Source organism: Caulobacter sp. GW821-FHT12F03, assembly GCF_058806855.1.
In genome coordinates, this window is sequence record NZ_JBXAQC010000004.1 from 154,505 (window position 1) to 172,484 (window position 17,980).

Here is a 17,980-nt window from a genome sequence, read left to right on the forward strand (position 1 = left end):
CGGAGGGCCCTTCGGCGAGAGTCAGTTTGGCAGGTCGATATGCCGGACGCGCTCGAGGATCAACGGGTGCAACGCGGGCGCGGCGGAGATCAGGCTGGGCAACCGGGGATTGGGCTGGTTGTAGGCATAGCCGCGCCCCTTGTGATCGGTGCAGATGGCGCTGGCCTCGGCGCAGATCAGGTCGGCGGCCGCGAGGTCCCATTCGCTCTTGCCGCTGAGGGCCAGGGCCGCGTCGAAGCGGCCGTCGGCGACCAGGCACATGCGGTAGGCGATGGAGTTGCGCGTCTCGATATGCATCGGCGGCCACGGCTCGCGCCACGCCGGGTGGCGAAACATCGGAGCGTCGCCGAGCATGCGACAGTCCTCCACGCGGTCCTGCGCGCTGGCGGTGATGGCCGCATCGTTGAGGAAGGCCCCGCCACCGACGATGGCTGTGAAGGCCTCGTCCAGCTCAGGCGCGAAGACGACGCCGGCGACCGGTTTGCCGTCCTCGACCACGGCGATCGACACCGACCACCACGGCTTGTTCTTGAGAAAGGCCGCCGTGCCGTCGATGGGGTCGACGACGAACAGCCGCGACCGCTCGAGCCGCGAAGGGTCGTCCGCCGTCTCCTCCGAGAGCCAGCCGTAATCCGGCCGGGCGGCCTCGAGGCGCGCCTTGAGCAGTTCGTCGACGGCGATGTCCGCGTCGGTCACCGGCGAGCCGCCGTCCTTGGACCAGATCTTCAGGCCCTGGGCCTTCATCCGGCGGGCCAGGTCGCCCGCTTCGCGCGCCGTCTCAAGGATCAGGGCGAGGTCGGATTTCATCGGCCGGCGATCGCCAGACCGTCGACCAGCAGGGAGGGTGAATTGGCCGCGCCGCGCATTTCCAGGTCGGCGCCCGGGACCACCCGGCCCCAGATGTCGATCAGGTTGCCGGCCACGGTGATCTCGTTGACCGGATAGGCGAGCTGCCCCTTCTCGAACCAGAAGCCCGAGCAGCCGACCGACCAGTCGCCGGTGTTGGCGTTGAGCTGGGGGCCGAACATCGAGGTGATCAGCAGGCCGTCGCCGGCGTCGGCCATCAGCCCGGCCAGGTCGCGGTCGCCGGGCTCTAAGGTCAGGTTGCTTGTCGAGACGCCGGGCGCGCCGGCCAGACCGCGCGACGCGTGGCCCGTGGTCTGAAGACCCAGCTGCTTCGCCGAGGCGGTGTTCAGCAGCCAGCTGGTCAGGACGCCGTCCTCGATCAGGGCCAGGCGGCCGTTGGCCACGCCCTCGTCGTCGAACGGCGAAGAGCCGAGACCACGCACCTTGTGCGGGTCGTCGATGATGTTGACACCCTTGCTGAACAGCGGCTGGCCGAGGCGGTCCTTGAGGAAGCTGACGCCGCGCGCGACGGCCGGGCCGGATACGGCGCCGATCAGCGGGCCGATCAGCGAGGTGGCCAGGCGGTTCTCGAAGATCACCGGGGCGGTGGTCGAGTCGATCTTGCGCGCGCCGAGGCGCTGGACCGCGCGCCGGCCGGCCTCGGCGCCGATGGCGCTGGCCGACGGCAGGTCGGCGCCGTGGCGGACCGAACGGCCCTCGCCGCCCCGCTCCATCCTAGAGCCCTCGCCCGCGACCGCCGAGGCGGACAGCGAGAAGCCCGAGGCCTGGTGCAGGCCGGAGAAGCCGTCGCTGGTGACCAGCCGCCAGCGGGCGGAGGACCAGGCGGAGGAGCCGCCGTCGGAATTGGTCACGCCCTCGATGCCGCGCGCGCCGGCTTCGGCCTCGCGCGCCTGGGCTTCCAGCGACTCCGGCGTCGGCTCGGTCGGGTCGAACAGGTCGAGGTCGGGGAACGGCCCCTTCGCCAGGCGGTCGCGCGGCGCGAAGCCGGCGTAAGGGTCTTCCGGGGCGAGGCGGGCCATGGCCACGACCCGCTCGATCAGCTTGCGGCGGCCTTCGTCGGAGACGTCCGAGCCGGACACCACGGCCGCCCGCTGGCCGACGAACACGCGCAGGCCGAGATCGCGGGCCTCCTCGCGCTCGACTTCTTCCAGCTCGCCCATCCGGACATTGACCGACAGCGACTGGCGCTCGGCGAAGACGGCTTCGGCCGCGTCGGCGCCGGCCTTCAGCGCGGCGGCGACCGTCTCATGCAACAGGGTTTCATCCATGTCGGGGTTATGGGGACCGGACGCGCCCGGAGCAAGGCGGCCGCCCTAGACGATCGCCGAAATCAGCAGCGCCGCGACGAGGAACACATAGGCGCACCAGGTCATGGTCATGCCCAGGGCGCGGGGGATCGAGGTGCCGACGCTGTTGTACAGTCCGACCGCATGGGTGATCCGCCCGGCCAGCAGGATGAAGCCGGCGATATGGATCAGCAGCGGCGTGGCGCCCGACAGGTCGAGCACGATGAGGCCCGCGACGCCCGTCGGCACATACTCGGCGGCGTTGCCGAAGGCGCGGATGGCCTGGGCCAGCTCCGGTATGCCCTCGTCGCCGAGGAACACCTTGTGCTTGTTGCGCAGCCGCACGACGAGCAGCGACAGCACGAGCATCAGGAGAACGTGCAGCCCGACCCACAGGGCCGAGGCATGTCCCGGATTGACCACGTCCATGCTGCGCCTTCTCCCGACAACCGCCGTTTTCGCGGCGCGCGATTAACCGTGCTTTCCCTGCCGAGGGCAAGACCGGTCAGCGCGCGACTTCACGGCCTACCGGATAGAGCAGGTAACGGTCGTCGAAATAGGGCGTGCGCTCGTAGAACCAGCCCAGTCGCGCGTCCGGATCGGCGGCGAAGGCCGGGTCGGCGGCCAGCTTCGCCTCGAACGCGGCCTTCAGCGCCGGGTCGGCGGCCAGCATCCGGTCGGCCAGCGGCGCGATCGCGTAGCCCTCGATGTACTCGACGCGGTTCAGCACCTCCGGGATCATGCCCCAGGCGAAGAAGCTCTCCGACGACTGCGGCTCCAGCAGCAGCACGACCACATCGCCGAGCGGCTGGTCGGTCGGCACTCGCACCGAGCCCGGCGGGAAGACCCAGTCGCGCGGTTCCGGGGTGACGGTCTCGACCGAGATCGCGACGTGGCCCTCGTTGGTGGCGGCCGCCACCCTGGGCGCTTGCAGGCGAAGCATCTCGACCGGAACGGTCCGCGCCGCGGCCAGGGTTTCCATGACCACGCCATGGATGCGCAGACGCTCGATCAGGTCCTTTCGGTAACCGGGCATCCAGTAGGCGACAGGCCGCTTCAGCTGGAGCGTCGGGCGCGAACGGTAGAAGGGCATCATCCACGGCTGCGGGTCCGGCTTGCCGAGCCAGCGAATTTCCGACCCGCCCGAGGCCGGGCTGTCATACCGTTCGAACAGGATGCCCTTGAAGGCGCGGGTCGACACCGGCTGGTCGGTCGAGACGAAGTTGGCCGGGATCTCCGCCGGCCGCAGGGCGCTGTCCCGGCCGATGGCGGCGCGCAGTTCGCCGCCCTGCGCGGCCAGCAGACGCAGCGCTTCCTCGATGAACACATAGGTCCCCAGCACCCGCTGCTCGTGCGGCTTGAGGCTGTGGTTCTCGATCAGGATGGTCGGGACATGGGCCGCCGAGCCCCAGCCGTTGGAGAACCGTTCGCCGAGACCGCCGTCGCTGAGCCCCTTCTTCGGGTCGCGGTCGTCGATGGCGAAGACCAGTTCGCCGGGGATGTGTCCCTGGGCCTCCAACGCCGCGTTGACGGCCGGCTTGAAGGTCGCGTCCAGCCAGGCCGCGATGGCCGGCGAGCGGGACCAGGCCCCGTTCTCGCCGTTGTAGCCGTAGGTGACGTCGTACTGGTAGTCGATGCCGTCGGTCACATGGACGTCGACGTAGAGGTCGGGCCGGTACTTCACGATCAGCGCCCGCACCGCCTGCATCTCCGGCTGGTCGAGCTTCATGTAGTCGCGGTTGAGGTTCTGGTTGGTCGCCGTGTTGCGCCAGCCCTGGATGCGCGGCCCGCGCTGGTTGGGGCGGGAGTACGGACCAGACCGCTCGTGCCCGTCGACCGACAGGATCGGGATCAGGATCAGGTTGACCCGGTCGAGCAGCCCGTCCTTGCCGTAAAAGGCGATGTCGCGCAGCAGCATCATGCCCGCGTCCTTGCCGTCGATCTCGCCGGGGTGGATGCCGGCCTGGACCATCAGCACGGGCTTCTTCGGATCGAAGGTCTTGCCGTCCTTGCTGGCGATGACGGCGTAGATCGGCCGGCCCTGCGGCGAGACGCCGAACTGTTCGATCCGGATCAGCGTCGAGGCCTTGTCCAGCCGGTCGAACCAGGCGCGGGTGTCGGCGTAGTCCGGGCTGAAGTCGTGCGCCGGGTCCTGCTCGAAGGCGCTGGCCCAGGGGTCGTCGGCCGGCCGCAGCAGGGCCCGGCTGGCGCCGTTCCACTCGGGCGCGGGCGGCAGGAACGGCTGGTCCCACGGGCGGGCGTTGGGGAGGGCGGACGGCGATTGGGCCATGGCGGCGTTTCCCAGAAACAACAGGGTGATCACGGCGAGCAGCGGGCGCATGAGTCCTCGAGGCGGCGAACCTCCAGAGCTACCCCCGATCCGGCCCGGCGGAAACCGTCAGCGCGGCCGGACGGTTGCGGACGTCGTCGAGGAAGGCGTCTGCCCGCCGTCGCCGGCGTCCGCCCTCGGGGCGACGGCGGAATAGACCGCGAGCACCAGATAGATCGCCGTGTGAAGGCCGATCAGGGCGCCGAAGACCCAACGCTTCCGGGTCAGGGCGGATGGAACGACCAGCACGACGTACAGTAGCATCGTCACGGCCATGCCGTAGACCGTGGTCAGGCCGCCGTCCCGGGCCAGCCAGAACGGCGTGGACACCGCCACCATCAGCCCGTTGGCCAGGGTGGTCAGCAGCAGGACCAGCCGCTTGTCGGCCCAGAAGTGGTCGTCCAGCGAAACGTCGTCCTCGATCTGGTACGGAAAAACCAGCGACGCGGCGAGGAAGTAGATCAGGGCGATGACCAGCCCGGCGATCAGCAGGCCATAGCTGAACGGGGCGTCGCGAAACGTATTCCACGCCGCGTCCCAGAAGCTGGCGATGTCCAGCATCACGAAGACGGCCAGCAGGGGCGTCAGCCAGCCGATTCGCACGCGGCGACGGTTCTGGATGGCGATGGCCATGCCCGTGGCGATGGCCGCCAGCGAAAGGCCAAGCAGCAGGCCGTAGAAGCTGAAGAAGAACTCGAACGCGCTCATGCGCCCCCCGGCGGCTGTTGATCAGGCAGGCTTACTTCCAGATCGGCTTGCCGTCGCCCGGCAGGCCCAGCCGGCCCCACATGTCGCTGACCCGGTCGACGACGTCCTGGTCCATGCGGATCTGCTCGCCCCATTCGCGGTGGGTTTCGGGCGGCAGCTTGTTGGTGGCGTCGAGGCCGATCTTGCTGCCGAGGCCACTCTCGGGACTGGCGAAGTCGAGGTAGTCGATCGGCGTGTTCTCGATCACGGTGATGTCGCGCGCCGGGTCCATACGGGTCGACATGGCCCACATCACGTCCTTCCAGTCGCGGGCGTTGATGTCGTCGTCCACGACGATCACCCACTTGGTGTACATGAACTGGCGCAGGTAGCTCCACACGCCGAGCATCACGCGCTTGGCGTGGCCCGGGTAGGCCTTCTTCATCGACACCACGGCGATGCGGTAGCTGCAGCCCTCGGGCGGCAGCCAGAAGTCGACCACCTCCGGGAACTGCTGCTGGAACAGCGGGATGAACACCTCGTTGAGCGCCTCGCCCAGCACGCTGGGCTCGTCCGGCGGCCGGCCGGTGAAGGTGGTGTGATAGATGGCGTCCTTGCGCATGGTGATGGCGCTGACCCGGAACACCGGGAACTTCTCGACGCTGTTGTAGTAGCCGGTGTGGTCGCCGTAGGGCCCCTCGTCCTCGAACTCATCGAGCATGACGTGACCCTCGATGACGATCTCGGCCTGGGCCGGGACCATCAGCGGCACGGTCTTGGCGGGAACCAGATCGACCTTGGACCCACGGAGCAGGCCGGCGAACTGGTACTCCGACAGGGTGTCCGGCACGGGCGTGACGGCGGCGAGGATTACGCCCGGATCGGCGCCGATCACCGCGCAGGCGGGCAGCGGGTCGCGGCGGCCGGCCTTCTTGTGGCGGCCGTAGTGCTGGGCCCCGCCGCGGTGGGCCAGCCAGCGCATGATCGCCCGGTCCTTGCCCAGCACCTGCATGCGGTAGATGCCAAGGTTGAAGTCGTCCTCCTTGGAGTCCGACGGCCCCTTCGTCACGATCAGCGGCCAGGTGATCAGCGGCGCGGGCTCGCCCGGCCAGCAGGTCTGGACCGGCAGTTTCGTCAGGTCGATCTGGTCGCCCTTGAGGACGATGTCCTGCACCGGCGCCTTTTTCACCGTCTTCGGCCGCATCGACATCACGGTCTGGGCCAGCGGCAGCAGCTCCATGGCGTCCTTGATGCCGCGCGGCGGTTCGGGCTGACGCAGGAAGGCCAGCAGTTCGCCGACCTCCCGCAGCTCGCCGGCCGTGGTGCGCGGCTCGCCGCCGAGGGTCACGCCCAGCGCCACCCGCTTCACCGTGCCGAACAGGTTGGCGAGGCACGGCATCGGCGAGATCGTGCCGTCTTCCATCACCGGCTTTTCGAACAGCACCGCCGGGCCGCCGGTGGCCAGCAGCCGGGTGCAGATCTCGGTCATCTCGAGCACGGTCGAGACCGGCTCGCTGACCCGCACCAGTTCGCCGTCCGCTTCCAGCTTGGCGATGAAGTCCCGCAGCGACCGATAGGCCAAGGTGTTGCTCCTGTTACGCGCGGCGGAAGCTAGGGCGACGACCCCGCCCTGTCACGCCGTCTGCGTTCGATTTCGCGCCAGCCGGCCGTCGAGCGCCACCAGGAGCAGTCCGGGCAGATAGAAGCCCAGCACCAGACCGACCATGTTCGCGAGGACGACGGGGTAGCCCAGCTTGCTCACGTCCATGAAGGGATAGGGGTAAAAACCGCTGAACGCGCCATGGACCAGCGTCCAGAAGCCGTAGGCGGCCGGCACGCCCAGCCACACCGCCGCATCCCGCCAGCGCAGGCCGCCGCGCGGCGTAAAGGCCAGCCAGTCGACCAGCATCGCCAGGGGCATGACGTAGTGCAGCATGTAGTCGTTGATCAGCTGCAGGCCCTGGGGATGCCAGAGCGACCGCAGCAGCAGGTGGTAGATGATCATCACCACCAGCGCGAACACCGTCACCGCGCCGCGCGGGCTGGCGGCCGACCACCACTGTCCTGCCGGGGACTTTGGCGCCAGCGCCGGTGCGGAGAAGGCGAGCGCGATCAGGAAATTGGTCACGATGGTGAAATAGCTGACGTACTCGACCGACCGGTCGAGGATCGCCGCCAGCGTGAAGGCCTTGAGGAACAGGCCGTACTGGATGCCCAGGGTCACCCAGGCCAGCACGGCGAAGATCCGTCGATACAGTGTCATGCGCCCCCCGGCGTTTCAGCCGCCTCAGCCGGCGGCGTCTCTGGCCTTGACCATGGCTCGCGTCGCCGCCTTGCGCCAGCGGCGTTCGAGGAAGCCCTTCAGCTGCTCGGGATGCAGCGTCTCCAGCCGCGCCAGCACACAGGGATAGTCCTTGTAGTGGGCGGTAAAATGGAAGGTCTCCGGCTCCACCTCCAGCAGCAGGTCCCGCTCGTCGAACGGCACCTCGACGATCACCGCGCTGGCGTCCTCCTTACGGACGCGGGTGAAGAACTTGCCGTTGATCTTGTAGCCGGGCTGGCCATAGCTCGGCGCCTCCTCGACGCCGGGAAAGGCCATGACGATGGCGTGGAAGTCGTCGCGGGTCATGGGCTCCTCGGTCAGTACGCCAGCGCCACGCCGTCCTTGCGCATTTCCGTGGCGGCGGCGTAGCGGCCGGGCCAGCGCTCGATGGCCTGGTAGCCGCCGAAACCGCCGTCGGAAGCGCCGAGCGGCCAGCCCAGGGCGGCCAGGGTCTTTTTCGTCGCCTCGGGTACGCCGGTCTCAAGCCGCAGCAGGCCGGGGTGGCCCAGCTGCTCCCCGGTTGGCTCGCTGCCGCCCTCGTGGTGCCAGCGCGGGCTGTCGCCGGCGGCCTGAAGGTCGAGGCCGAAGTCGACCATGTTGCTGATGATCTGTGCCTGGCCCTGCGGCTGCATGTCGCCGCCCATGACGCCGAAGCTGAGCCAGGGCGCGCCGTCCTTCACGGCGAAGCCCGGGATGATGGTCTGGAACGGCCGCTTGCCGGGCGCATAGACGTTCGGATGGCCGTCGGTCAGGGAGAACAGCTCGCCCCGGTCCTGGAACATGAAGCCGAGGCCGTCCGGCGACAGGCCGCTGCCCATGCCGCGGTAGTTGGACTGGATGATCGAGACCATCATCCCGTCGGCGTCGGCGGTGGTGAAATAGGTGGTGTCGCCATGGCTCGGCGCCTGGCCCGGATAGACCGGGTTGAGGATCGCGTCCGGCTTGATCAGCTTCGCGCGCTCGGCGGCGTAGGCCTTGGAGTTGAGCCACTCGACGGGGATCCTGCCGAAGTCCGGGTCGGCGAAGAAGCGGGCGCGGTCCTCGTAGGCCAGGCGCTTGGCCTCCACCGCATGGTGGATCGCCTGGGCCGACTGGAAGCCCATCGCCTTGACGTCGAAGGTCTCGAGGATGTTTAGCAGCTGCAGGGTCGACAGGCCCTGGCTGTTGGGCGCCAGGCCATAGACGTCGACGCCGCGATAGCCGGTGACCAGCGGCGTGGTCCATTCGCTGTGGTGGGCGGCGAGGTCGGCGCGGGTCATCCAGCCGCCGATGCGCTTGAAGTAGCGCTCGATCCGGTCGGCGATCTCGCCGTCGTAGAAGGCGTCGCGGCCGCCGGCGGCGATCTTGCGATAGGTCTCCGCCAGACCGGGATTGCGGAACAGCTCGCCCTCCAGCGGCGTGCGGCCGTTCGGCGCCCAGGTGGCGTTGAAGTTGGCGACCTCCTCGATGTTGGAGGTCGGGTTGTTGAACCGGCGGAACGAGGCCCCGTAGTAGTAGGCGACGTTCTGGGTGACCGGCGCCCCCTCTTCCGCATAGGCGATGGCCGGGTCGAACAGGCTCTTCCAGGGCAGCTTTCCGAACCGCTGGTGCAGATCCCACCAGGCCTGGACCGCGCCCGGCACGCTCACCGAAATGGCCCCGAAGCTGGCGATGCGGCCGTTCTTCGAGCGGGCGCGCTGGGTCGCCAGGGTCAGGGCGCGCGGCGAGCGGCCCGAGCCGTTGAGGCCAACGACCTTCTTCGTCTTGGGATCCCACAGCATGACGAAGCAGTCGCCGCCGACGCCGCAGCTGATCGGTTCGAGGAAGCCCAGGCAGGCGTTGGCGGCGATGGCCGCGTCAACGGCCGAGCCGCCGCGCCGCAGGGTGTCGATCGCCGCCAGGGTCGCCAGCGGGTGGGCCGTGGCCGCCGCGCCGTGCGCGCCCCAGGCGGCCGAACGGCTGGCGAACGTGGCCCCGTCGATGCGGTCGCCGCCATGGACGTCCGGCCGGTTCAGGTTGGGATTGCCGGCCCGGCTCTGGGCCAGGGCCGATCCCGCGAAGGCGACCGCCGGCAGGGCGGCGAGGAAGGTGCGGCGACGCATGGACGGGGTCCCTCGGTACTGTGTGACGCGGACTATAGGCCGGTGGCCGGGAGGAGCTAGGGGCCAGGGGCTAGGGGCTAGGGGCTAGGGGCTAGGGGCTAGTGATGAGATGCCTCCGCCCCTCAGACTAATCCCTAATCCCTAATCCCTAATCCCTCGCCCTTGGTCCCTCCCGGCTCCACATCGCTCAGCACCATCGCGTACGGCGTGCGCTGGCCCTCGACCATGGCGAAGCCGGTGACGATCTTGTGGTCGGGATTGATGACGCCGAGGTCGACGTCCTCGTGCGGGAAGATGACGAAGCGGCGGTCGCCGACGGCGACGACCAGCTCGTAGCCCTCTTCCGTGCGCGCGCTCATGGCCTTGATGCGCCGATAGTAGGCGTCCTTGCGCCAGGCCATCGGTTCGGCCGGGTCGACGACGATGTTCAGCCGCCGGCCGTCCTGGTCGGTGAACATGACGAACTTCGCCCGGTTGGGCTTCCAACTGTCGTCGAGCCGCTCTGAGCTGAGCCACAGGCAGGTGAAATCGCGGCAGGCCGACGGCCGGTCGGCGTAGATGCCGCAGCCGCCTACGCCCTTGCGGAAGTGACCGCACCACGCGCCGGGCCGCTTGTCGATCTCCGCGATGCCCAGCAGCTTGCAGCACAGGCCGCAATCGCCGCAGCTCTTCCCGCTCTCGCTCACGCCCGCCTCGCTGGTTGGTCAGGGGCGGACGGTAGCGGCCGGATGTGACGGTTTTTCACGATGCCTCACTCCCCTTGAAGGGGAGGGAGAAGATCAGGTCTCCGACCACACACCGAGCTCATTCCCCGACGGATCGGTGAAGTGGAACCGCCGGCCGCCCGGGAAGGGGAAGATCGGCCGGGTGATCACGCCGCCGGCGGCCTCGACCTTCGCGACCATGGCCTCGATATCGTGGGCGTAGAGCACCACCAGCGCCTGCTTCGCGCCGTTCTCGTCGCTGGCGTCGCCGTTGAAGCCGCCGTCCACCCCGGCGTTGTCGACCGCCGCGTAGTCCGGGCCGTAGTCGACCCAGGTCCAGCCGAAGGCCGCGGAATAGAAGGCCTTCACCGCCGGAATGGCCGTCGCGGGGAATTCCACATAGTCGATCTTGCCGTCTTCGCGCATCGGGCGAACTCCTGATGTTCCGTCTTTGTTCTATAACGCGGGCGTCAGGGCAGAGTCCAGACGCTGGTCTTCTTGACCTCGAAATCCTCGAGCTCGCGGGTGGTGGCGACCTGGTATTCCGCCAGCTTGATCAGGCCGGTCTTCGGAAAATAGGTGCGGCCGGGGTCGCCGATCAGCACCGTGGCGCCGCCGGCGCGGGCGGCCGTCAGCCAGGCCATGACCCGCCCGGCCAGCGGCTTCTCGTAGCAGATGTCGCCGGCCAGGAAGACGTCGGCCGCCGGCGGCGGGGCGTCGAGCAGGTCGAGGTCGGTGAAGTCGACGCTCACCCCGTTGGCCGCCGCGTTCAGGCCGATGGCCGCGCCGCAGTAGCCGTCGATATCGGCCGCCAGCACCGAGGCCGCGCCGGCCCGTTTGGCGGCGATGGCGACGATGCCCGACCCCGAGGCGAAGTCGACCACCCGCCGACCCGCGACCACGTCCGGGTTGTCGAGCACATAGCGCGCAAGCGCCTGGCCGCCGGCCCAGGCGAAGGCCCAGAACGGCGGCGGCAGCCCGATCTTCGCCAGGTCTTCCTCGGTCAGCTTCCAGATCGGCGTGATCTCGTCGGCCAGATGCAGCGTCAGCTCCGGCGCATGCGGCGGCGCCTGCAGGCGGGTGTTCTCGAGGATGAAGGCGCGGCGATCGGTGATCATGACGGCGTCATGGACCGGAAGCCGCGCGGGGACCATGTGTAATTCTTCCGTGCCGCCGAGGCGGCTTGACCATCAGGCGGAATGCGGGCCCATTCCATAGACGGCGTGGTTGCAGGACATCGCCAACATGTTGGAGGGTTGATGATCAAGTTTCAGGCGCGCGCGTTGTCGGTCTTCACCGCTGCAGCCCTGTCCGCGGCGTTGGCTGCCTGCGCCACGGCGCCCGAGGACATCAGTCCGACCTATGTCTCGCCCCTTCAGTATAGCGTCTACGGATGCGAGCAGATTCGGATGGAGTTGTTCCGGGTGTCCAGCCGGGTTCGCGAGGTGTCCGGCATGCAACGAAGGGGTCGGAACGCCGACACCGCCACTGTCGTGGCGACAGCCCTGATCTTCCCCCCGGCGGCGTTGTTCGCCTCCCGCGGCGGCGGACATGAAGAGGAAATTGCGAACCTCAAGGGCCAATACGATGCCCTGTCGATTGCCGCAGTGGAGAAAAACTGCCCGGTCGTCGAGGAGCTCAACGCGGCGGGAGCTGCGCCGGCCAGACTGAACTAGGCCGCCTTCGCCGACGCCATCCTGAGCACGCTGACGTAGCCCGGCGCCGTCAGCATCCTGTCCATCACGCCCTTCTGCTTCAGCAGCCGGTGGACCCTTGGCAGGTTCCAGCACGGCACGTGCATGAACATGTGATGTTCGCAGTGATAGTTGACGTAGTAGGGCGCCATCATCAGCCGGGCTACGGGGCCGGCGTGGGTGGTGCGGGCGTGGCGCAGGGGGTCGGGCTGGTCCTTTCCAACCAGGGCGTGCTCGGCGATGTTCCGCAGGCGGGTGATCAGCGGATACCAGGTCGCCATCGGCAGCAGCCACAGCACCGGCCAGGCCCACCACAGGCCGACCGCTGACAGCACGATGATCAGCGGAATGTGGAACACCAGGAACGGCTTCCAGAAGGTCAGCACGCCCTTCAGCGTCTTGCGGAAGGGGATCCCCTTCTTCGCGCCGGTGCGGAAGGCGTCGATCGTCGGCTGGATGCGCTGCTTGTAGAAGGTCTGGCCGGTCAGATCGCGGACCGCCTTGCGCCACAGCGACTTGCGGGTGATCGGGAACGGCGCCGAGAGGCCGAGGTCCGGGTCCTCATCCTGCTGGGCGAACTTGTGGTGCTGCAGGTGATAGTCGCGATAGCGCTGCAGGTCGCCGTTGGTCGGGGCGCCGCAGAGCCAGTGGCCGACCCAGTCGTTGACCGTCTGGTTGGGGTGCAGGCACCCGTGGGCCCCGTCATGCATCAGGATCGCCAGGCCCAGCTGCCGGCCGCCGATGATCATCACCGCCAGGACCAGCGTCAGCGGATTGGGCCAGACGACGAACAGCGCGCCGGCCGCCACGATCGTCAGCCAGGCGTGGGCGATCAGCCACAACCCCTTCCACGACGAGCGGGCGGCCAGCGGCGCCCACTCCGCGTCGGTGAAGAAGTCCTTTGGTTTCACACGTGCTGCAACGGCCATGGTTCGATTATCTCACTTCGGCGTTGGGATGTGTAGGATGACGAAACGTCACTTTCCGGAGGCTCTTCCATGCGTGTTCGCCTGTTCGCCGCGGTCCTCGCGGCCGGCTTCCTCGGCGCCGGCGCGGCCAGCGCCGCGAGCTTCGACTGCAGCAAGGCGCGCGCGCCCGACGAGAAGGCCATCTGCGCCGACCGGGCCCTGAACGACCAGGACGTGCGGATGGCCCAGCTGTACGACATCGTCCGCCATCTGGTGCCGATGGGCACGCGCGGCGCGATCATGGACGAGCAGTCCGTGTGGCTGCGCCAGCGCCGGACCTGCGGCGCCAACCGCGCCTGCATCGGCCGGGCCTACGCCAAACGCATCGCCCAGCTGAACCGTGTGCTGGAAGAGCGGGTCTATGTGAACGGCCCGTTCTGACTGCGATTCCGGACGGCCATTCAGGGGACAGCTTACCTATTTCGGTCGGAGCTGGGTCGCCCCCCGCAGAGGCGGGCGAAATAGGTAAGCTGTCCCCTGAATTGCCTGCCCTAGAACACCCCGCCGGGCTTCCACATCCCCAGCGCCAGGGCGACGGCCAGCAGCAGACCGGCGGCGCTGTTGGACTTGAACAGCGCCAGGGCGCCGGCCGGATCGGCGATGTCGAGCCTGGAGGCCTGCCGCGACAGCAGCAGGGCGAACAGCGCCGCCGGCGGCAGGAACAGCGGACCCAGTCCGCCGATCCAGGCGCCGGCGATGACCAGCATGAAACAGATCGCGTAGAACAGCAGCACCGCCCGCGGCGCCTGGTCGCCGAGCGCCCGGGCCGAGGATTTCACCCCGGCCAGGGCGTCATCCTCGAGATCCTGCACCGCGTAGATGGTGTCGTAGCCGAGGGTCCAGAAGACGAGCCCCGCGTAGACGAGGACCGCCGGCCAGCCCGGCGCGCCGGCGACGGCCGTGAAGCCCATCAGCGCGCCCCAGTTGAAGGTCAGGCCCAGCCAGGCCTGCGGCCACCAGGTGATCCGCTTCATGAACGGATAGGCCGCCACCAGCGCCAGCGAGGCGACGCCGAGGCCGATGGTCCACCCGTTCATGGCGAGCAGGATCACCAGGCTCACAAGGCAGCAGCCGATGACGAAGGCCCAGGCCTGTCTGACGCTGATCTGGCCCGACGGGATCGGCCGCCCGGCCGTGCGGGCGACCCTGGCGTCGATGTCGCGGTCGACGATGTCGTTGTAGGCGCAGCCCGCCGCGCGCATCAGCGCCGCGCCGAGGAAGAACAGCGCCATCAGCACGATGTCCGGCGCCTTGCCGCGCATGGCGGCGGCGAGGCCGAGACCCATCCAGCCCGGCAGCATCAGCAGCCAGATGCCGGTCGGACGGTCGAACCGTCCGAGCTTCAGCCACGGCCGCAGCGGCACGGGCGCGTAACGGTCCACCCAGTTGGTCGGCGCGGCGTCGGGCAGGATCGAGGTCATGGGGCTTTGGTGAACCAAGCTTCGGCGAGCCGCAACAGAATCTGCCGGACCATCCGCGTCAGGTCCTGAAGCACGGTGCTCATGGATCGTCGGAACAAGTCCGACGATGAGGGGCGTCGGGTGCGACTGTGGCGTCAAGGCGCCGGTCCTGCAAATCCTGCCCCGGCCCTCTCCCGCGAACCGGCGTTCGCGCCTAAACACAACCGCACATGAGCGAACAGTACGAAGACGAGGCGGTCACCCGGGGACGGGTGCTGTCCAACGGCCAGGTCATGGCCTTTGTCGCCGGCTTCTGGCTGCGGCGGCGATGGCTGCTGCTCGGCTCGATCGTCGGCATGCTGGCGGCCATGGGCTGCGAGATCGCCCTGCCGTGGGCGGCGCGCGGCCTGGTCAACGCGGTGACCGCGCCGGCCGCGGCCGCCAGCGGCGTGTGGATCGCCTGGGGCCTGTTCGTCGGCGCCTTCCTCGGCTTCTCGCTGCTGCGCAACGTCGCCTTCCGCATGTGGAACCCGCTGGCCGCCCGCAACATGGAAGAGATGACCAACGAGGGCTTCCGGCGCGTGCAGGGCTTCTCGGCCGACTGGCACGCCGACACGTTCGCCGGGGCGACCGTGCGGCGGCTGTCGCGCGGCATGTGGGGCTATGACCAGGTGTCGGACGCGGTGGTGCTGTGGCTGGCCCCGGCGCTCCTGCTGCTGGTTGGCCAGTCGGTGCTGATCGCCATGAAGTGGCCGCTCATCGGCGGGGTCGCGCTGCTGGTGATCTTCGGCTTCCTGTGGCTGAACCTGTGGCTGGTGAAGGTCTATGTGCGTCCGGCCAACCTGCGGTCCAACGCGCTGGATTCGCGCATCGGCGGCGCGCTGGCCGACGCCCTGAGCGCCAATCCGACGGTCAAGAGCTTCGGCGCCGAGGCGCGCGAGGAGGCCCGGTTCGGCCGGCTGACCGCCGACTGGCGTGCGGCGGTGCAGGTGACCTGGGGCCGGTTCATGGACATCTGGCTGACCCAGAACCTGCTGACCATGCTGCTGCAGGCGGTGATGACCGGGACCCTGGTCTGGCTGTGGACGAAGGGCCGGGCGACGCCGGGCGACATCGCCTTCGGCATCACCACCTTCATGCAGATGAACGGTTACCTGCGGAACATCGGCGAGAATGTGCGCATGTTCCAGAAGGGCGTCGACGACGTCGAGGACGTGGCCAACTACGCCCGCATGGACGCCCAGGTTGCCGACCCGGCCAAACCGCAGCCGTTCCGCGGGGCCGAGGGCGAGATCGTCTTCGACGCGGTGACCTTCCGCTACAAGAGCGCCGACACGCCGCTGTACGACGCCTTCTCCCTGCGCATCGCGCCGGGCGAGCGGGTGGCGCTGGTCGGGCCGACGGGGGCGGGCAAGTCGACCTTCGTCAAGCTGATCCAGCGGCTCTACGACCTGAACGCGGGCGCCATCCGCATCGACGGCCAGGACATCGCGGCCGTGGCCCAGGGCGAGCTGCGCCGGGCCATCGCCGTGGTGCCGCAGGACCCGGCCCTGTTCCACCGCAGCATCGCCGAGAACATCGGCTACGCCCGGCCGGACGCCACGCTGGACGAAATCCGGCTGGCGGCCAGGCGAGCACGGGCCGACGAGTTCATCGCCAAGCTGCCGAAGGGCTACGACACCCTGGTCGGCGAGCGGGGCGTCAAGCTGAGCGGCGGCGAGCGCCAGCGCGTGGCCATCGCGCGGGCCTTCCTGGCCGACGCGCCGATCCTGGTGTTCGACGAGGCGACCAGTTCGCTCGACGTGGAGACGGAGCTGTCGGTGCAGGCGGCGATGGAGGAACTGATGGCCGGGCGGACGACCATCGTCATCGCCCACCGCCTGTCGACCATCCGCCACGCCGACCGCATCCTGGTGTTCGAGCGCGGCCGGATCGTCGAGGAAGGCAGGCACGCCGAGCTGAAGGCGCGCGGCGGAGCGTACGCGCGGCTGGCGGCCGTGGCCGAGGGGACGGCCCAGGCGACCCGCCGAACGACGAATGAGCCGGGCGAGTTTGACCGCTTGTAACTTTCCCCTCGCCGTCCGGCCCGATACCCTTCCGGCGACAGGCGTTGGGGGGAGTCACCATGCGTATTCTGAAGGTTCTCGGTCTTGCGGCCGGGCTGGCGCTCGGCGCCCTCGGCGCGGCCCACGCCGCCGACAAGCCGGCCGACGCCGCGGCCGGCAAGGCGCCGGACAGCGACCTGCCGCCCTTCCCCGCCGACGCCACCGTCAAGCAGGTGACCCACGTCGCCGGCAAGACGCTGAACTACACCGTCACCGTCGGCTCGCTGCCGGTGCGCGACGACAAGGGCAAGATCACCGCCGAAGTCGTGTTCACGGCCTACGTGCTCGACGGCCCGCGCAATCCGAACCGGCCGGTGACCTTCGCCTTCAACGGCGGCCCGGGCGCGGCCAGCGTCTATCTCAACCTCGGGGCCATCGGGCCCAAGCGGGTGCAGTTCGGGGCCCAGGGCGACGCGCCCTCGGACTCGGCCGTGCTGCAGGACAACCCCTACACCTGGCTGGACTTCACCGACCTGGTGTTCATCGACCCGGTCGGCACCGGCTTCTCGCGCTCCCGGGTGACCCCCGAGGAAGCCAAGAAGGCCTTCTTCGGCGTCAAGCAGGACATCGCCTACCTCTCGCGCATCGTCTACGACTGGCTGCTCAAGAACGGTCGCATGACCTCGCCCAAGTACATCACCGGTGAGAGCTACGGCGGCTTCCGAGGCCCGCGGCTGACCCACTATCTGCAGACCGAGCTGGGCGTCGGCATCAACGGCGTGGTGCTGGTCTCACCGTTCTTCGACGGGACCAGCTGGTCGGGCGGCGACTTCTCACCGATGCCCTGGGTAGTGACCCTGCCCTCGATGACGGCCGCCAACTATGAGCGCCAGGGCAAGACCCTGTCGCCGGAGCTGATGGCCGACGTGGAGGGCTATGTCCGCACCGAATTTCTGACCGATTTCATGGCCGGCCGGACCAACCCGGCGGCGCTCGAGCGGATCATCAAGCGGGTCACAGCCTACACCGGCCTCGACGAGGCGGTGGTGCGGCAGATGGGCGGCCGCATCGACAGCCGGGCCTTCCTGCGCGAGCTCTACCGCAAGGAAGGCCGCATCGGCAGCTGGTACGATTCCAACGTCACGGCCTGGGACCCCTACCCCTTCTCGCCGGACCAGCGCAGCGGCGACCCGATCCTCGACGCCCTGATCGCCCCGACCACCAGCGCCATGGTGGACTTCGTCACCCGCGTCGTCGGCTGGAAGGTCGAGGCCCGCTACAACGCCCTCAGCAGCGACGTGAACGAGGCCTGGGAGGACGAGCTGCCGACCATCGAGGCGGTGTCCGCCTTCCGCAAGGCGCTGGCCAACGACCCGAAGATGAAGGTGCTGATCGTCCACGGCTACGACGACCTCAGCTGCCCCTATTTCGCCTCGCGCATCGTCATCGACCAACTGCCGCCGATGGGCAATCCCGGCCGGGTGCAGCTCAAGGTCTATCCCGGCGGCCACATGTTCTACAGCCGCCCGGACAGCGGCGCGGCCATGCGGCGCGACGTGATGGCCATGTACGGGGCGGGGTAGTCCGGATCGGGGA

The 17,980-nt window shown here is 68.9% G+C and carries 18 protein-coding genes; 4 read left to right on the top strand and 14 right to left on the bottom strand.

The window, feature by feature from the left end; genetic code table 11:
• Positions 1–21: 21 nt before the first annotated feature.
• The 12 genes from AC1RN0_RS11965 to AC1RN0_RS12020 form a co-directional block, all read right to left on the bottom strand.
• Positions 22–807: a 3'(2'),5'-bisphosphate nucleotidase CysQ gene (locus AC1RN0_RS11965; protein WP_492787660.1), complete on the bottom strand. Its 786-nt coding sequence runs from the start codon at positions 805–807 to the stop codon at positions 22–24.
• Positions 804–2,135: a TldD/PmbA family protein gene (locus AC1RN0_RS11970; protein ID WP_492787661.1), complete on the bottom strand. Its 1,332-nt coding sequence runs from the start codon at positions 2,133–2,135 to the stop codon at positions 804–806. The genes AC1RN0_RS11965 and AC1RN0_RS11970 overlap by 4 nt, the downstream gene beginning before the upstream one ends.
• 45 nt (positions 2,136–2,180) lie before the next feature.
• Positions 2,181–2,582 (bottom strand): MAPEG family protein, encoded by a 402-nt coding sequence (locus AC1RN0_RS11975; protein WP_492787662.1) that lies wholly within the window; start codon positions 2,580–2,582, stop codon positions 2,181–2,183.
• Positions 2,583–2,658: 76 nt separating this feature from the next.
• Positions 2,659–4,494 carry a M14 family metallopeptidase gene (locus AC1RN0_RS11980; protein ID WP_492787663.1) on the bottom strand — a complete coding sequence of 612 codons (1,836 nt, stop codon included), beginning with the start codon at positions 4,492–4,494 and terminating at the stop codon, positions 2,659–2,661.
• 57 nt (positions 4,495–4,551) lie between these two features.
• Positions 4,552–5,190 (bottom strand): hypothetical protein, encoded by a 639-nt coding sequence (locus AC1RN0_RS11985; RefSeq protein ID WP_492787664.1) that lies wholly within the window; start codon positions 5,188–5,190, stop codon positions 4,552–4,554.
• A 31-nt stretch (positions 5,191–5,221) separates the two neighbouring features.
• A complete protein-coding gene (locus AC1RN0_RS11990) occupies positions 5,222–6,751 on the bottom strand; it encodes a UbiD family decarboxylase (protein ID WP_492787665.1) in 1,530 nt (509 codons plus the stop codon).
• A gap of 51 nt (positions 6,752–6,802) precedes the next feature.
• Positions 6,803–7,432 (bottom strand): Pr6Pr family membrane protein, encoded by a 630-nt coding sequence (locus AC1RN0_RS11995; RefSeq protein ID WP_492787666.1) that lies wholly within the window; start codon positions 7,430–7,432, stop codon positions 6,803–6,805.
• Positions 7,433–7,456: 24 nt separating this feature from the next.
• Entirely contained in the window at positions 7,457–7,798 is a 342-nt protein-coding gene (locus tag AC1RN0_RS12000) for an MmcQ/YjbR family DNA-binding protein (RefSeq protein WP_492787667.1), read from the bottom strand.
• An 11-nt stretch (positions 7,799–7,809) separates the two neighbouring features.
• Positions 7,810–9,573 (bottom strand): gamma-glutamyltransferase, encoded by a 1,764-nt coding sequence (ggt, locus tag AC1RN0_RS12005; RefSeq protein ID WP_492787668.1) that lies wholly within the window; start codon positions 9,571–9,573, stop codon positions 7,810–7,812.
• A gap of 134 nt (positions 9,574–9,707) precedes the next feature.
• Positions 9,708–10,259, bottom strand: coding sequence for a YkgJ family cysteine cluster protein (locus AC1RN0_RS12010; protein ID WP_492787669.1), 552 nt, complete (start codon positions 10,257–10,259; stop codon positions 9,708–9,710).
• 93 nt (positions 10,260–10,352) lie between these two features.
• Complete coding sequence (locus tag AC1RN0_RS12015) at positions 10,353–10,703, bottom strand: VOC family protein (RefSeq protein ID WP_492787670.1); 351 nt, start codon at positions 10,701–10,703, stop codon at positions 10,353–10,355.
• 44 nt (positions 10,704–10,747) lie between these two features.
• The gene (locus AC1RN0_RS12020) at positions 10,748–11,395 is read right to left on the bottom strand and encodes a class I SAM-dependent methyltransferase (RefSeq protein ID WP_492787671.1); all 648 of its coding nucleotides are present in this window, start codon (positions 11,393–11,395) and stop codon (positions 10,748–10,750) included.
• Positions 11,396–11,536: 141 nt separating this feature from the next.
• Here AC1RN0_RS12020 and AC1RN0_RS12025 point away from each other — a divergent pair, with 141 nt between their 5' ends.
• Positions 11,537–11,953 carry a hypothetical protein gene (locus AC1RN0_RS12025; protein WP_492787672.1) on the top strand — a complete coding sequence of 139 codons (417 nt, stop codon included), beginning with the start codon at positions 11,537–11,539 and terminating at the stop codon, positions 11,951–11,953.
• Here AC1RN0_RS12025 and AC1RN0_RS12030 read toward each other — a convergent pair.
• Positions 11,950–12,900 carry a fatty acid desaturase family protein gene (locus AC1RN0_RS12030; protein WP_492787673.1) on the bottom strand — a complete coding sequence of 317 codons (951 nt, stop codon included), beginning with the start codon at positions 12,898–12,900 and terminating at the stop codon, positions 11,950–11,952. The genes AC1RN0_RS12025 and AC1RN0_RS12030 overlap by 4 nt on opposite strands.
• A 69-nt stretch (positions 12,901–12,969) precedes the next feature.
• Here AC1RN0_RS12030 and AC1RN0_RS12035 point away from each other — a divergent pair, with 69 nt between their 5' ends.
• Positions 12,970–13,320 carry a lysozyme inhibitor LprI family protein gene (locus AC1RN0_RS12035; RefSeq protein ID WP_492787674.1) on the top strand — a complete coding sequence of 117 codons (351 nt, stop codon included), beginning with the start codon at positions 12,970–12,972 and terminating at the stop codon, positions 13,318–13,320.
• A 110-nt stretch (positions 13,321–13,430) separates the two neighbouring features.
• On the opposite strand, the gene ubiA is transcribed toward AC1RN0_RS12035, so the two are convergent.
• A complete protein-coding gene (gene ubiA / locus AC1RN0_RS12040) occupies positions 13,431–14,360 on the bottom strand; it encodes a 4-hydroxybenzoate octaprenyltransferase (RefSeq protein ID WP_492787675.1) in 930 nt (309 codons plus the stop codon).
• Positions 14,361–14,569: 209 nt separating this feature from the next.
• Between ubiA and AC1RN0_RS12045 the strand changes: the two genes are divergently transcribed.
• Both AC1RN0_RS12045 and AC1RN0_RS12050 read left to right on the top strand, forming a co-directional pair.
• Positions 14,570–16,405 (top strand): ABC transporter ATP-binding protein, encoded by a 1,836-nt coding sequence (locus tag AC1RN0_RS12045; protein ID WP_492787676.1) that lies wholly within the window; start codon positions 14,570–14,572, stop codon positions 16,403–16,405.
• Positions 16,406–16,464: 59 nt separating this feature from the next.
• Positions 16,465–17,967 (top strand): S10 family peptidase, encoded by a 1,503-nt coding sequence (locus tag AC1RN0_RS12050; RefSeq protein WP_492787677.1) that lies wholly within the window; start codon positions 16,465–16,467, stop codon positions 17,965–17,967.
• Positions 17,968–17,980 lie beyond the last annotated feature (13 nt).